This window comes from Streptomyces atroolivaceus (genome assembly GCF_000717025.1).
GTDB lineage: Bacteria > Actinomycetota > Actinomycetes > Streptomycetales > Streptomycetaceae > Streptomyces > Streptomyces atroolivaceus.
Window position 1 is genome coordinate 296,944 of the sequence record NZ_JNXG01000013.1, and the last position, 14,220, is coordinate 311,163.

General features: G+C 68.7%; 15 protein-coding genes and 1 riboswitch. Of the genes, 3 read left to right on the forward strand and 12 right to left on the reverse strand.

Going from position 1 to position 14,220, the window contains the following annotated elements:
- Positions 1–174 precede the first annotated feature (174 nt).
- From OO67_RS24145 to OO67_RS24155, 3 genes are all read right to left on the reverse strand, one after another.
- Entirely contained in the window at positions 175–1,026 is an 852-nt protein-coding gene (locus OO67_RS24145) for a C40 family peptidase (RefSeq protein WP_033303372.1), read from the reverse strand.
- A 243-nt stretch (positions 1,027–1,269) separates the two neighbouring features.
- Entirely contained in the window at positions 1,270–2,631 is a 1,362-nt protein-coding gene (locus OO67_RS24150) for an NYN domain-containing protein (protein WP_208861076.1), read from the reverse strand.
- A 37-nt stretch (positions 2,632–2,668) separates the two neighbouring features.
- On the reverse strand, positions 2,669–2,911 hold the full coding sequence (locus tag OO67_RS24155; RefSeq protein WP_014156692.1) for a hypothetical protein: 243 nt from the start codon (positions 2,909–2,911) through the stop codon (positions 2,669–2,671).
- A 173-nt stretch (positions 2,912–3,084) separates the two neighbouring features.
- Between OO67_RS24155 and OO67_RS24160 the strand changes: the two genes are divergently transcribed.
- The gene (locus tag OO67_RS24160) at positions 3,085–3,828 is read left to right on the forward strand and encodes a rhomboid family intramembrane serine protease (RefSeq protein ID WP_078598202.1); all 744 of its coding nucleotides are present in this window, start codon (positions 3,085–3,087) and stop codon (positions 3,826–3,828) included.
- On the forward strand, positions 3,825–4,106 hold the full coding sequence (locus OO67_RS24165) for an Lrp/AsnC family transcriptional regulator (RefSeq protein WP_033303376.1): 282 nt from the start codon (positions 3,825–3,827) through the stop codon (positions 4,104–4,106). Before OO67_RS24160 ends, OO67_RS24165 begins: the two co-directional genes overlap by 4 nt.
- Before the next feature lie 78 nt (positions 4,107–4,184).
- Here the strand turns inward: OO67_RS24165 and OO67_RS24170 are convergent, their stop codons facing one another.
- From OO67_RS24170 to ctaE, 6 genes are all read right to left on the reverse strand, one after another.
- Positions 4,185–5,561 (reverse strand): aminotransferase class V-fold PLP-dependent enzyme, encoded by a 1,377-nt coding sequence (locus OO67_RS24170; protein WP_033303377.1) that lies wholly within the window; start codon positions 5,559–5,561, stop codon positions 4,185–4,187.
- A gap of 173 nt (positions 5,562–5,734) precedes the next feature.
- Positions 5,735–5,852: riboswitch (SAM riboswitch) on the reverse strand.
- An 84-nt stretch (positions 5,853–5,936) separates the two neighbouring features.
- Positions 5,937–7,001, reverse strand: coding sequence for an anthranilate phosphoribosyltransferase (gene trpD / locus OO67_RS24175; protein ID WP_033303379.1), 1,065 nt, complete (start codon positions 6,999–7,001; stop codon positions 5,937–5,939).
- A 123-nt stretch (positions 7,002–7,124) separates the two neighbouring features.
- The gene (qcrB, locus tag OO67_RS24180) at positions 7,125–8,750 is read right to left on the reverse strand and encodes a cytochrome bc1 complex cytochrome b subunit (protein ID WP_033303381.1); all 1,626 of its coding nucleotides are present in this window, start codon (positions 8,748–8,750) and stop codon (positions 7,125–7,127) included.
- Positions 8,747–9,799: a cytochrome bc1 complex Rieske iron-sulfur subunit gene (qcrA, locus tag OO67_RS24185; protein WP_033303382.1), complete on the reverse strand. Its 1,053-nt coding sequence runs from the start codon at positions 9,797–9,799 to the stop codon at positions 8,747–8,749. Before qcrA ends, qcrB begins: the two co-directional genes overlap by 4 nt.
- On the reverse strand, positions 9,796–10,605 hold the full coding sequence (qcrC, locus tag OO67_RS24190) for a cytochrome bc1 complex diheme cytochrome c subunit (protein ID WP_033303383.1): 810 nt from the start codon (positions 10,603–10,605) through the stop codon (positions 9,796–9,798). Before qcrC ends, qcrA begins: the two co-directional genes overlap by 4 nt.
- A gap of 55 nt (positions 10,606–10,660) precedes the next feature.
- Positions 10,661–11,281 (reverse strand): aa3-type cytochrome oxidase subunit III, encoded by a 621-nt coding sequence (gene ctaE, locus OO67_RS24195; RefSeq protein WP_033303385.1) that lies wholly within the window; start codon positions 11,279–11,281, stop codon positions 10,661–10,663.
- 187 nt (positions 11,282–11,468) lie between these two features.
- Between ctaE and OO67_RS24200 the strand changes: the two genes are divergently transcribed.
- Positions 11,469–11,870, forward strand: coding sequence for a response regulator transcription factor (locus tag OO67_RS24200; protein WP_033303387.1), 402 nt, complete (start codon positions 11,469–11,471; stop codon positions 11,868–11,870).
- 62 nt (positions 11,871–11,932) lie between these two features.
- Here the strand turns inward: OO67_RS24200 and OO67_RS24205 are convergent, their stop codons facing one another.
- From OO67_RS24205 to OO67_RS24215, 3 genes are all read right to left on the reverse strand, one after another.
- On the reverse strand, positions 11,933–13,189 hold the full coding sequence (locus tag OO67_RS24205; RefSeq protein WP_033303389.1) for a L,D-transpeptidase: 1,257 nt from the start codon (positions 13,187–13,189) through the stop codon (positions 11,933–11,935).
- Positions 13,190–13,314: 125 nt separating this feature from the next.
- Positions 13,315–13,713: a cytochrome c oxidase subunit 4 gene (locus OO67_RS24210; protein ID WP_033303390.1), complete on the reverse strand. Its 399-nt coding sequence runs from the start codon at positions 13,711–13,713 to the stop codon at positions 13,315–13,317.
- On the reverse strand, positions 13,710–14,220 hold a 511-nt coding region (locus OO67_RS24215; protein WP_208861073.1), incomplete at its 5' end, for a cbb3-type cytochrome c oxidase subunit I. The genes OO67_RS24210 and OO67_RS24215, both read right to left, overlap by 4 nt.

Here is a 14,220-nt window from a genome sequence, read left to right on the forward strand (position 1 = left end):
CCGGGGGCGGACGGAGCCGTGCGGCAGCGGGGACGGGGACCGGGCGGCGGCACGCCAACCGAGGGCCCCGCCGGACGGGGAGTGGGGCGGAAACGGCGTCGCCCCGCCGGAGACCCGAGGTCTCCGGCGGGGCGGGGTGTCACCGAGGGGTGCTGCGATTCGCCCGTTCGGGCGTCAGACGCGCACGCCGAACTGGAAGGCGCCCAGGTACTCCATCGCCTCGTACCGGACCACCTGGCCGGGGTACGGCGCGTGCAGGACCTGGTTGTTGCCCGCGTACAGACCCACGTGCGACGTGTTGCTGAAGAAGACCAGGTCGCCCGGCTTGAGCGCGCTGCGACCGATCTGCACACCGTCGTTGACCTGCGTGTACGTGGTGCGGGTGATCTGGACACCGGCCTGGGCGTAGGCCCACTGGGTCAGACCCGAGCAGTCGAACGAGTTGGGCCCGGAGCCGCCGGAGACGTACGGCTTGCCCAGCTGCGTGGCGGCGGCCTGGAGGGCGGCGGCACCACGGGCGGACGCGGGGACCTCGTTGCCGAGCTCGACCCGGTCGCCGGCGGCACGGCTGGCGCGCTGCTCGTCCTCGGCCATCTTGGCGCGCTCGGCGGCGGTGAGGGTGTTGAGCAGCTTCTGCGCGTCGGCCAGCTTGCCCTGGTACTTCTTCTTGTTCTCGTTCAGCGTCTTGCGGACGTCGGCGAGGTCGGCGAGCTTGCCCTGCGCCTCCTGGCGCTGCTGCGCGAGGGTGCGCTGCTTCGCCTGGATCTTCTGCAGCGACTCGGCCTGCTTGGCCGTCAGCTGGTCCAGCTGGCCGCGGGCGACCTTGTCCTGGAGCGCGTCGGCCTGCTTCTTGAGCTTGTCCTGCTGCTCCTTGGCGCCGTTGGCCTTCTCGGTGGCGACCTCTGCCTCGTGGTAGAGCTTGTCGACCTTCGCCTTGACCTCGCTCTTGGTCGGCTTGGGGTCGGCGTGGGCGGCCTGAGAGGTCAGGGCCACGGCTGCGGCGGCGGTCGCGGTGAGCACGGTCACGCGGGTGCGGCTCGGCTGCTTGGGACGACGTCGGCGGTTCCTTCGCTGTCACCCCGGGTGGGCAATCAACCGTGCGAAGGTTCGAGGCCTGACCTTAGTGACCATCTTGTGATCAGTTCAAATCCTCACGAGCAAAATCTCGTCACACCAGGAACTTCTTTACTTTCACCGCACTGCGTGTAGCGGCGACTTGACGGTACGTTCCATGAATTCCGGCAAGTCGCCCATGTCTCGCAAGACGCCTCAGACGCGCGAAAGGCGCTTGAGGAGCAAGGCGGACGCGACCGGCCGCGCCCCCGCCTTCGCGACGCCGTCGGCGACCTCGCGGTCCGTGGAGACCACGACCACGGGTCTGCCCGCCGGTTCGGCGCGCGCCAGCTGCCTGATCAACTCGTCCGCGGTCACCCCGGCCTTGCTGAACAGCACGCGGACTCCGCGCGGTGGTGCGAGCAGGACCGGGGCCGCCAGTTCGGCGCCGTCGAAGACACAGGTCATCTCAGCTCCGGTCTGTGCCGCGAGCACCGAGAGACCGCCCAGCAGGCGCAACCGCTGCTTCTCCAGGGGCATCTGCGGATAACCGGTCTTCGTCACGTTGTAGCCGTCGACGATCAGGTGCGCCTGCGGCAGGGCGAGCAACTGGTCGAGCAGCGCCGGATCGGTCTCCGAAAGGGCCCTGGCCGCAATGTCCTTGGGTGACATCCGGCCGGGCTCCACCGCTTCCACGCCGTCCGCGGGACGGAGCGAGGAAGGAGGCAGCGCCAGTTCACGGCGGAGGCCCTGTGCGGCGTCGAGCACGGTGTCCAGGAGCAGCCGGAGCCGCATGTCCTCGACCGAGCGCCCTTCCCGGGCAGCCCGGCGGCCCGCCTCGACGGAAGCCTCCGCCTCGGAGAGCCGCGCCTTGAGCCGGCGGGACTCGCTCTCGGCGGCGGACACCTGTGCCGCGGCTTCGGCCCGCACGGTGTCGGCCTCGGCACCGGCCTTGCGCAGCGCCGCCTCTCCGCGCTTCACCTCGCTGAGGGCGCTGCGGAGCTTGCGGTGCAGGGAGTCGGCCTCCTTGCGGGAGGCCTCGAGCTCCGAGCGCAGCCGTTCGGTGTCGGCCCGGGTCTGGCCCCGGGCGCGGTCGAGCTCCTCGCGCAGCCGTTCCAGCTCGCGCCTGGTCTCCTCGTCCGCCCGCTCGGCGTGGGCACGCTGGACCTCCTCGCCCGCCGCGGCCACCAGCTTGACCCAGCCGGCCGGCCGCAGCACGTAGGCGGCGGCGGCCACGTCGACGGGGTCGGCGGCCGCCGGCGGCGCGCCGGAGGTGAGCGCTTCGGCCAGCTCCGGCTGGGTCTGACCGATGCGCTCACCGATGCGGCGGCGGAAGACCGGGTCGCTCTCCAGGGCCGCGGCCATCGCGTTACCCGCGAACTTGGCGCGCCTGCTCGGGGTGAAGCGGGCATACTGCCGCAACTGGGACGGCAGTTCGCCGACCGTCAGGCCGCCGAACGCATCCGAGACCAGCGCCACCACCTTGCGGCGGACGCCCTCGGGCAGCGGACGGTCGAGCGACTCCGCGGTGCCGTCGGCCGCATCGGCCGGTTCGGCGCCGCCTGTCGGCTGCTCCACCATCCATCACCCCAATGTGTCTGTCCGCACGGCCCCGTCAGGAGTCGGCACCGGGCCTGTCGACCAGCTCGATCTGGTCCACGGCGTTGCACCAACGGCAGCGCACCGACTCGATGGTCTCACTGACCACCTCGCGCTCCTCGACACTCGACTCCCCGGCCAGGTCGAGATGCACGTACTCCACGACCTTCGAGGAACGCGTCACGTCGAAACGGGTGAGGTTGCCGCAGAGCGTGCAGCGCCAGCGGGTCCCGTCCGTCGGCTGGGGAACCGTCGTCATCGTTGCGTCCTCTTTCGTCGTTCGTCGAGTCTTCTGCGTGCCCAGGTCTTCGATCTCGCGGTGCGCCGTCGAACTGCGGATGTCCTGCGGCAACCCTACGGCCTTGCGCATACCTATCGGCACGGCGAGGCGGTCTGTCCCGTTCTCGACGGGTACGTCATGCTCTGTACGTGATGTATCGGCGGGAAGCGGACTGGCGGGAGCGGGTCAGAGCGGTCGGGACGGCGGCAGCGGCGGGCGGCGCCGTCACGTCCGGGCTGATGGCGCTGTGCTGCGCGGTGTTCCTGACCAGCCCGCTCTCCGGGTTCAACCCCGCCTACGGCGGTGCCGACGCGCTTCTGGCCGCCCAGGCCGGGTACTTCGAGCGGTGGGGCGTGATCCCCAGCGAACTCGTGGACGGCTCCGCGCATGCGGCACTGACCCCGCTGACCGCGCTCTTCGTGCACGGCAGCTGGCTGCACCTGCTGGGCAACATGCTCTTCCTGTACGTGTTCGGCGCGATGTCCGAGGAGCGCATGGGCCGCGCGGAGTTCGCCCTCTTCTATCTCGCGTGCGGCTACTTCGCCCTGGTGGCCTACGCGGTGGTGCACGCGGACTCCGACCAGACACTGGTCGGCGCGTCGGGGGCCATCTCCGCGGTGCTCGGCGCGTTCCTCCGCCTCTTCCCCCGGGCCCGGGTCACGAGCCTCTTCCCGTTCCTCTTCTTCCTGCCTCTGCGTTTCCCGGCCTGGATCGTGCTCGTGTTCTGGTTCGCCCTGCAGTGGCTGGCGGCGCAGAACGCGGGCACCGGCCCGGGCGTGGCGTACCTCGCGCACGTGGCGGGTTTCGTGGCCGGGTTCCTCTACGCCTGGGTGCGGTTCCGGGGTACTACAGTGAAGTCTCCAGCCACGGCCACTGAGGGAGAAAGCCAGCCGTGATCACCGCGATCGTGCTCATCAAAACCAGCGTGGACCGGATTCCCGAGATCGCCGAGGCCATCGCCGCGCTGGACAGCGTCAGCGAGGTGTTCTCGGTCACCGGCACGTACGACCTGATCGCCATGGTCCGGGTGGCCCGGCACGATGATCTGGCCGATGTCATCCCCGGCCGGATCAGCAAGATCCAGGGCGTGGAGGCCACCGACACCCACGTGGCCTTCCGCACGTACTCGCAGCACGACCTCGAGGCGGCATTCGCCATCGGCCTCGACGCCTGAGACCTCGTACGGCGAACGGCTCCGGCCGGGGACGGGGCGCGGAGCCCGTCCCCGGCCGGAGCCGTTCGCGCGGATCGCTCAGACCTGGGCGGCGCCCCGGTCGGGCACGCAGCGGCCCTCCTCGGTGCGGTAGGTCCAGCGGGCGCCCTTGCTCACCAGCTCGCGGACGGCGCCGAGGAAGCGCTCGACGTGCTCGTCCGGCGTGCCGGCGCCGAAGCTCACCCGGATGGCGTTGAGGGACCTCTCCCCCGGCGCGGCCTCCGGCGCGCCGCACTCGCCCGGGTCCTGGGGCTCACTGCCCAGCAGGGTCCGCACGAGCGGGTGGGCGCAGAACAGGCCGTCGCGGACCCCGATGCCGTACTCGGCGGAGAGCGCCGCGGCGAAGTGCGAGCTGTTCCATCCCTCGACCACGAAGGAGATGACGCCGACCCTCGGGGCGTCGTCGCCGAACAGCGAGAGCACCTTGACCTCGGGGACGCCGGCGAGGCCCTCGCGGACCCGGGTCACCAGCTGCTGCTCACGCGCGACGAGCCGGTCGAAGCCGGCCTCGGTCAGGGCCTTGCAGGCGGCGGCGATGGAGTAGACGCCGATGACGTTGGGCGATCCGGCCTCGTGCCGGGCCGCGGTGGTGTGCCACTCGACGTCCACACCGCCGTCGGTGCGCCGGGCGACCTTCCGGGAGGCACCGCCGCCGGCGAGGTACGGCTCCGCGGCCAGCAGCCAGTCCGCCCGGCCCGCGAGCACACCCGAGCCGAAGGGCGCGTACAGCTTGTGACCGGAGAAGGCGACCCAGTCGACGTCCAGCTCGGCGATGTCCACGGGGTGGTGAGGCGCCAGCTGCGCGGCGTCGAGCACGATCCGCGCCCCGTGGGCGTGGGCGGCGGCGGCGAGTTCCTTCACCGGCCACAGCTCACCGGTGACGTTGGACGCGCCCGTGACGCAGACCAGCGCGGGGCCGTAGGGCTCGCGGCCGGCCAGGGCACGCTCCAGTGTGGCGACCGCCTGGTCCGGGGTGCGGGGCGCGTCGAGGTAGGTCACCCGGGCGTCGCGCCAGGGCAGCAGCGAGGCGTGGTGCTCGGTCTCGAACACGAACACCTGGCAGTCCGCGGGCAGCGCGGCGGCCAGCAGGTTGAGGGAGTCGGTCGTCGAGCGGGTGAAGACGACCTGGTCGTCCGCGCGGCAGCCGAGGAACTCCGCCACGGTCACGCGGCTGCTCTCGAACAGGTCGGTGGAGAGCTGCGAGAGATATCCGGCACCGCGGTGCACGCTGCCGTAGTACGGGGCGTAGGCGGCCACGTCGTCCCACACCCGCTGGAGAGCCGGGGCGCTGGCCGCGTAGTCGAGGGCGGCATAGGTGACATCTCCGCCGGTCACGAGCGGAACGGTGACATCGGCACCCAGAACCGGCAGCGGGGCACAAACGGACTGGTCGACGGCAGCGGTGGAGACAGACATGGCGAACTCCCGTGAAAGGCAGGCGAGATCCACGCGCCGGCGGTACGCAGCGGCGCGGAGAAGGAAGAAAAAAGGGTGTGCGGAGGAGGGCGTCGCGCCCTATCGCATTCGCTTGCTCACAAGAGGCTCCCTGGGACCAGGACCCCAAGGGGTGGCATCCAACGATGCCGAGGGGCCCGCGCTTGCCACAGACCTCGCTGCCTGCGGCCTGGTCTTCACCCGGGGCACCCCGCCACGGACGGAGGGTTGCCGGACAGCGGGCCGGGGCCGTAGTCGCTGTCACTCATGACCTGCGCAGCATCTTGCCATATCCACGGCGACGCGCAAGGGCGCAGTCCGCGATCCGGACTGCGCCCTTGCTCAAATCGTGCGCCTTCAGGCGTTGCTGGCCGCCACCCAGCGCTCCAGCGCGCGCTTGGCCGCTCCCGAGTCGATCGACTCCGCGGCCCGCTCGATCCCGCCCGAGAGCTGCTCGCTCAGCGTGCCCTCGCCCGGTTCCAGTGCGACCAGCGCGGCAGCCGAGTTGAGCAGCACGGCGTCGCGCACCGGGCCGGCCTCCCCGTCGAGCAGCCGACGGGCCACATCCGCGTTGTACGCGGAGTCCGCGCCGCGCAGCGCCTCGACGGGGACCAGGTCCAGCCCGACGTCGCGCGGGTCGAAGGCCTCCTCGCGGACGGTGCCTTCGCGGACGACCCAGACGCGCGAGGTCGCCGTGGTGGTCAGCTCGTCGAGCCCGTCGTCACCCCGGAAGACGAGCGCGGAGTTCCCCCGGTCCGCCAGCACGCCCGCCACGATGGGCGCCATCTTCGGGTCGGCGACCCCGATGGCCTGGGAACGCACCCTGGCCGGGTTGGTGAGAGGGCCGAGGATGTTGAACGTGGTCTGGGTGCCGAGCTCCTTGCGCGCCCTGGCCGCGTACCGCAGGGCGGGGTGGAACTTCACCGCGAAGCAGAAGGTGATGCCCGCCTCCTCGGCGACGGCGACGACGCGCTGCGGAGTCAGTTCGAGGTTGACGCCGAGCTTCTCCAGCACGTCGGAGGCCCCGCTCGCCGACGAGGAGGCCCGGTTGCCGTGCTTGACGACCTTCGCGCCCGTCCCGGCCACGACGATCGCCGACATGGTCGAGATGTTGACCGTCTTGGCCATGTCGCCACCGGTCCCCACGATGTCGACCGTGCGGCCGGGCACATGGATGGTGTGGGCGTGCTCGTACATGGCGCGCACGAGGCCGGTGACCTCGTCGACGGTCTCGCCCTTGGTCCGCAGGGCGACCGCGAAGCCGGCGATCTGCACGTCCGTGGCCTCGCCGCTCATGATGCGGTCCATGGCCCACGCGGTGTCGTCCGCGCCGAGGTGCTCGCCGCGCAGGAGGGGAGTCAGCACGCCGGGCCAGGTACGGTCCGCCACGCTGTCGCCGCCGTCCGGGGTCACAACGTTCATGGTCCGCTCCTGGGGTCCACAGCCGATATAAGGATGCCTCCCACCCTATCCAGCCCCGGGGACAGCGAAGAGCCCCGTCCATCGGATGGACGGGGCTCCCGCTGTGGCGTTCAGCTGGGGTGATCAGTGGTGGCCGTGGCCGCTGGTGATCTCCTTGTACTCCTCGGCGGTGGGCTTGGCGATCTGGTTGTCCTCGCCGTAGTAGCTCTTGCTGAGCCTGGCCCGCAGCTTCTGGAGCGCCGACGGCTTGCGCTCGACACCGTTCTCGTCGACCGTGGGGCCGATCTCGACCGGCTTGTACTGCTCGTGCGCCGTGAGCGTGTGCAGCTGCCCGGGGCTGAGCGGCTCGTGGATCTCCACGAACTCACCGTGCGGCAGGCGCTTGATGGTGCCGGACTCGCGCCCGTGCAGCACCTTCTCCTTGTCCCGGCGCTGGAGGCCGAGGCAGATCCGCCGGGTGACGACGAACGCCAGGACCGGGCCGACGAAGAAGGCGATCCGTACGAACCAGCTGATCGCGTTGAGCGACAGGTGGAAGTGCGTCGCCCAGATGTCGTTACCGCCGCCGATCAGCATGACGAAGTAGATCGTCACCCAGGCGACACCGAGCCCGGTACGGGTCGGGGCGTTGCGCGGACGGTCCAGGATGTGGTGCTCGCGCTTGTCCCCGGTGATCCAGGACTCGATGAACGGATACAGGGCGAGTGCCCCGAGTACGACACCGAACAGGACCAGCGGGATGAGTACGCCCAGGACCAGCGTGTGGCCCCAGAGGTTGATCTCCCAGCCGGGCATCACACGGACGAAGCCTTCCGCGAAGCCCATGTACCAGTCCGGCTGGGCGCCCGTGGACACCTGGTCGGGACGGTACGGGCCGAGCGCCCAGATCGGGTTGATCGTGGCGACCGCGGAGAGGATCGCGATGAAACCGAAGACCAGGAAGAAGAAGCCTCCGGCCTTGGCCATGTAGACCGGCAGCAGCGGCATGCCGACGACGTTCTTGTTCGTCTTGCCCGGGCCGGCGAACTGCGTGTGCTTGTGGAAGAAGACCAGGATGAGGTGGCCGACCACGAGCCCGAGCATGATGCCCGGGAGCAGCAGGATGTGGATCGAGTAGAACCTCGAGATGATGTCCGTACCGGGGAACTCCCCGCCGAACAGGAACATCGAGATGTACGTACCGACGATCGGCATCGACAGGATCGCGCCCTGCGTGAAGCGCACACCCGTACCGGAGAGCAGGTCGTCCGGGAGCGAGTAGCCGGTGAAGCCGGTGAACATGCCGAGCACGAAGAGCAGGAAGCCGAACAGCCAGTTGATCTCGCGCGGCTTGCGGTACGCACCGGTGAAGAACACCCGGAACATGTGCACGAACATGCCGGCGAGGAAGATGATCGCGGCCCAGTGGTGGATCTGCCGGACCAGCAGACCACCGCGGACGTCGAAGCTGATGTCCAGCGTCGACGCGTAGGCCGCGGACATCCGGATGCCGTTCATCGGCTCGTAGGAGCCGTGGTACACGACCTCGTTCATGCTCGGGTTGAAGAACAGCGTCAGGTACACACCCGTGAGGATGATGATGATGAAGCTGTAGAGGCAGATCTCACCCAGCATGAAGGACCAGTGGTCCGGGAAGATCTTGCGCATGTTGGCCTTGGCCAGGCCGTAGATGCCCAGCCGGCCGTCCGCCCAGTCGGCGACCCGCTCACCGGCGGGCGCCTTGCGCTGTGTTTCCGTCGCAGTACTCATCCGCGCTCCCAGAAGGCAGGACCGACGGGCTCTTCGAAGTCACCGAGCGCTTCGAGGTTGCCCTCGCTGTTCACGCCGATCCGCAGCTGCGGAAGGGCGTGACCGGCCGGACCGAAGATGACGCGGGCGCCGTCGGAGAGGTCGAAGGTGGACTGGTGGCACGGGCAGAGCACGTGGTGCGTCTGCTGCTCGTACAGGCTGATCGGGCAGCCGACGTGGGTGCAGATCTTGGAGAAGGCCACGATTCCCTCGTGGGCCCACTCGCGCTCGCGCTTGTCCTTGATGTTGTCCGGCTCGATGCGGATGATCATCAGGGCGGCCTTGGCGATCTGCGTCTGGAAGTCGTGCGCGTCCTCCTCCAGGCCCTCGGGCATGGCGAAGGTCAGCGAACCGACGACGACGTCCTCGGGACGCAGCGGCTCCATGGTGTTCATGTTGACGAGCTGCTTGCCCTTGGCCCACAGGGTCTTGCGGAGCTTCTTCTCCGGCAGCGGACCGAGGTCACGCAGCAGCACCACACCGGAGAGCGGCACCAGGGCCAGCGCACCGAACATGGTGTTGCGGATCAGCTTCCGCCGCCCGATCGCGGACTCCTTGGCACCGGCCGCGAAGTCGGCCATGACCTTGGCCTTGACCTCGGGCGTCGCCTCGATGGCGTGCCGGTCGTCGGCGACCTCGACGTCGGACATCAGGGTGCGCGCCCAGTGGACGGCACCCGCGCCGATGAGGAAGAGCGCCAGTCCCAGGGTCATGCCCAGGGAGAAGTTGAGCGCGCTCACGTGGCCGAGCGGCCAGATGTAGACGATCTTGTCCACCGGGAAGATGACGTACGAGGCGATGAAGCCGATCGTCGCCAGCATGGACAACGTGAACATGAAGGCGACGGCTCGCTCGGAGCGCCTCGCGGCCCGCTCGTCGATGTCCTGGATGCGCGGCCTGTGGGCCGGCAGCCCCGGGTCGGCGAACGGATCGCCCGCACCCTCTACCGCGCCGTGCGCGGTGTCCTGCACTTCCGGCAGGTTCTCTTCTGGAATCTGTTGGCTACTCATGACTTCTTGGCCTTAGCGGTGTGGGCCGCGACCCATACGGCGATGGCGATCAGGCCGCCCAGGCCGAAGATCCAGCCGAAGAGACCTTCACTGACGGGGCCGAGGCCACCGAGCGCGAGCCCACCGGGGGACTCCGACTCATCACCGTTGACGGTCTCGATGTACGCGATGATGTCTTTCTTCTCCTGCTCCGGCATGGTGCTGTCCGGGAAGGAGGGCATGCTCTGCGGGCCGGTCTGCATGGCCTCGTAGATGTGCTTCGGGCTCACGCCTTCGAGATTCGGGGCGTACTTCCCCTCGGTGAGGGCGCCGCCCTTGCCGGTGAAGTTGTGGCACTGCGCGCAGTTGTTGCGGAACAGGTCACCGCCCTTGGCCACGTCCGCGCCTGCGGGGTCGACCTGGCTTTCGGTCGGCGTGATCGGACCGGCGCCCAGGGACGCGACGTACGCCGCGAGCTGGTCGATCTCGGCCTGGGTGTAGATGACCTTCTTCTTCGGTACCTGGGCGCCCGGCTGCTGAGCCGGCATGCGTCCGGTACCGACCTGGAAGTCGACGGCGGCGGAGCCTACGCCCACGAGGGACGGCCCGTCGGTGGTGCCCTGACCGCCGGATCCGTGGCAGCTGGCGCAGCCCACGGAGTAGAGCTTCTTGCCCTCGTCGATGGCGAGGGACTGGGCGGTTTCGTCGGCCTGCGCCTTACCCGCAGGCGCGAACGCGGCGTACAGCCCCCCGGTAGCCGCCAGCGCGAGGAGTAGTACGACGACCGCCGCCAGCGGATGGCGTCGTCGTGCGGAGAGCTTTTTCACGGATTACCCCGGTGTCAGGATCTTCTGCGTCGATGGTGGGCGGGTGCGAACCCGGTTACTTGATCATGTAGATCGTGGCGAACAGACCGATCCAGACGACGTCGACGAAGTGCCAGTAGTAGGACACGACGATGGCGGCGGTGGCCTGTTCATGGGTGAATCTCGAGGCCGCGTATGTCCTGCCCAGGACGAGCAGGAAGGCGATGAGACCGCCTGTCACATGCAGACCGTGGAAGCCGGTCGTCAGGTAGAACACCGAACCGTACGGGTCGGAGGACAGGGAGAGACCCGCCTCCTTGACCAGCTCGGTGTACTCGAGGACCTGGCCTCCGATGAAGATCGAACCCATCACGAACGTGATGATGAACCAGGTGCGGAGCTTCTTCACATCGCCCCGCTCCGCGGCGAAAACGCCGAGCTGGCAGGTGAGAGAGGAAAGCACCAGGATCGTGGTGTTCGTCGCCGAGAACGGGAAGTTCAGATGGTCGGCCATCTCCTTCCAGTGATCGGGTCCCATCACCGATCGCAGGGTGAAGTACATCGCGAAGAGGGCCGCGAAGAACATCAGCTCGGAACTCAACCAGATGATGGTTCCGACGCTGGTGAGGTTCGGTCGATTGACCGACGGGTGCGCGTGCCCGGTTTCTACTGTCGTTGCTGTCGCCACGACCGACATTATGTCGGTCGCTTATCCCGCCCTCACTCCGGGGGGTGCCGTTCGGTGTGTCAGTGGTGTGTGTCCTCACCGAACGGCCCATCGAATCGCTGTCTTTACCGGTGCTGACAAGCAGTCCGTCGGAGTACGATCCGCCCATCGGTTCATGCCCCGAGAGCCCCGAAGACACAGACGTCACGGAGGAACAATGCAGCCGACCGCCACGGTCCTGGTCTACAGCGACGACGCCAACACCCGCGAGCAGGTGAGGCTGGCAGCCGGGCGCAGGCCTGCGGCGGACGTGCCACCGGTGGAGTTCCTGGAGTGCGCCACCCTGCCCGCCGTGCTGAGCGCACTGGACCGGGGAGGTGTCGACGTCTGTGTCCTGGACGGCGAGACGGCCCCCGCGGGCGGAATGGGCGTCTGCCGGCAGATCAAGGACGAGATCTTCGACTGCCCGCCCGTGCTGCTGCTGATCGGACGGCCGCAGGACGCCTGGCTGGCCACGTGGAGCCGTGCGGACGCCGCCGTGACGCATCCGGTCGACCCGGTCGGCTTCGCGGACGCCCTGGCCTCCCTGCTGCGCCACAGGCTCTCCGTGGAGGCCTGAGGCGGAGGGGCCCCGAACCCCTCCGCGGTGTCCCTCCGGGGCGCGGCGCACTCCCGGCCGGATCAGACCTGGGGGCGCAGCCGCGCCGTCAGGACGTCGGTGCCCGTGTCCGGCGTGCCGTCCCCGTGCAGGGCACTGCCCTTCAGCCAGGCGTCCCAGGCCAGATTCCAGTCACCGAAGCCGTTGTCGAACGGCGTCATCGTCTCGCCGTCGCTTCCGACGACCTTGACGATGTCGCCCTCGCGTACGGTCTCGAAGAACCACTGGGCGTCGGCGGTGCTCATCCCCGTACAGCCGTGGCTCACGTTGGCGTTGCCCTGGGAACCCGTCGACCAGGGCGCCGCGTGGACGTACTCACCGCTCCAGGTGACGCGTGTCGCCCAGTAGACGGGCAGGTCGTAGGACTCCGAGGAGCCGGCGGCGATACCGATGCTCTCGCCGCGCATGCGTACGAACTGCTCCTTGGCCAGCACCACCTTGACGCCGTTGCGGGTCTCGAAGCCCGGCTTGCCCGTGGTGACGGGGAGGGTGTTGATCACGTCACCGTTGCGCAGGACGGTCATGGAGTGGTCCGAGGCGTCGGTGATCGCTTCTATGCGGTCGCCGGTGGTGATCTTCAGGGGCTTCGCGGCGCTGCCGTGGAGGGCGTTGGTCACCTTTATGCCCTTGAGGTTGCTGCGGACCTCGATGCTGGCGTCGGCGGGCCAGTACTCCTTGGGCCGGTAGTGCAGGGTCTTGGCGTCGACCCAGTGCCAGGAGCCGGTGACGGCGGGGGCGGAACGGACCTGCAGCCCGCGTTCCACGGTGGCCCTGGCGGCCTTGCCGGTTACCGGAGCGCTGAGTTCCGCTGTGAGGGGCTGTCCGACGCCGTAGGTGCCCGTCTGCGGGCCGAAGGTCACCTTCAGGAACTTCTTGGCCGAGGCCGTGCCGAAAGCGTACGTACGGCTGCCGGGAGCGCCGTCGCCGTTCTCGGTGGTGATCTTGACGGTGTATCGGGTGCCGGCCGCGAGCGAGGTGGTGGAGTGCCACCGCTTGCCGTCGGCGTCGAGTTCGCCCGCCAGGTGGCGGCCGTCGGTGTCGACTGCCGTCACGTCCGTGATCCTGGCGTCGTCGTCCTTGACGGTGACTTCGAGGGGCTTGTCGGGGTCGGCCTTCTCGTCCTTGGACGGGCCGTTGAATGAGACCAGGTCGGCGGCGTCGTGCGGCTTCAGCGACAGCGGATGACCTTCGGGCTCGCCACAGGCGGTCGCACCTGCGACCAGGGTCACGACCAGCAGAGTGGAGCTCACTACGGTGCGGATGCGCGGCGTGTGGTTCATGAACCCACGCTAAGAAGATTCATCCGATCCAGCGCGTTCAGTGACTGCAAACGGGGGCCCGGCCCGCTCATCACTGAGCGGGCCGGGCCCCCGTACGGGTGCAACACGTCCTGTGGAGGCGTGTCCTACTGGGTGCGGTTCTCTCCCCGGTAGTACTCGAAGACCCAGCCGAAGAGACCGACCAGGAGCAGCGGGGCCGAGAAGTAGGCCAGCCACCAGCCGAAGACGACGGCCATGAAGAGGAAGGCTCCACCGATGGCCAGCGAGAGCGGCTGCCAGCTGTGCGGCGAGAAGAAGCCCACCTCACCGGCTTCGTCCGCGACGTCGGCCTCCTTGTTGTCCTGGGCCATCGCGTCGACCCTGTTGGCCGTGAAGGCCAGGTAGAAGCCGATCATGATGGTCAGCCCGAAGGACAGGACCAGCGCGGTGGTACCGACCGGCTCCTTCGACCAGACGCCGTACGTGACGGCCATGGCCAGCATGAAGACGCTCAGCCAGATGAAGAGCTTGCCCTGGATCTTCACTTGCCGTCCTCCTTGCCGCCCACGAGGACCTTGTCACCCTCGGACAGGTGATCCAGCTGCTCGAGCGCCGTGATCTCCGGGTGGTGCAGGTCGAACGCCGGGGATTCGGAACGGATCCGCGGCAGGCTGAGGAAGTTGTGCCGCGGGGGCGGGCAGGACGTCGCCCATTCGAGCGAACGGCCGTAGCCCCACGGGTCGTCGACCTCGATCTTCTTGCCGTACTTGGCGGTCTTCCACACGTTGTACATGAACGGGAGCATCGACAGCCCGAGCACGAAGGAGGAGATCGTCGAGATCGTGTTCAGGGCGGTGAAGCCGTCGGCGGCGAGGTAGTCCGCGTAACGGCGCGGCATTCCCTCGGCACCCAGCCAGTGCTGCACCAGGAACGTTCCGTGGAAGCCGACGAACAGCGTCCAGAACGTCATCTTGCCGAGCCGCTCGTCCAGCATCTTGCCGGTGAACTTCGGCCACCAGAAGTGGAATCCGGCGAACATCGCGAAGACCACG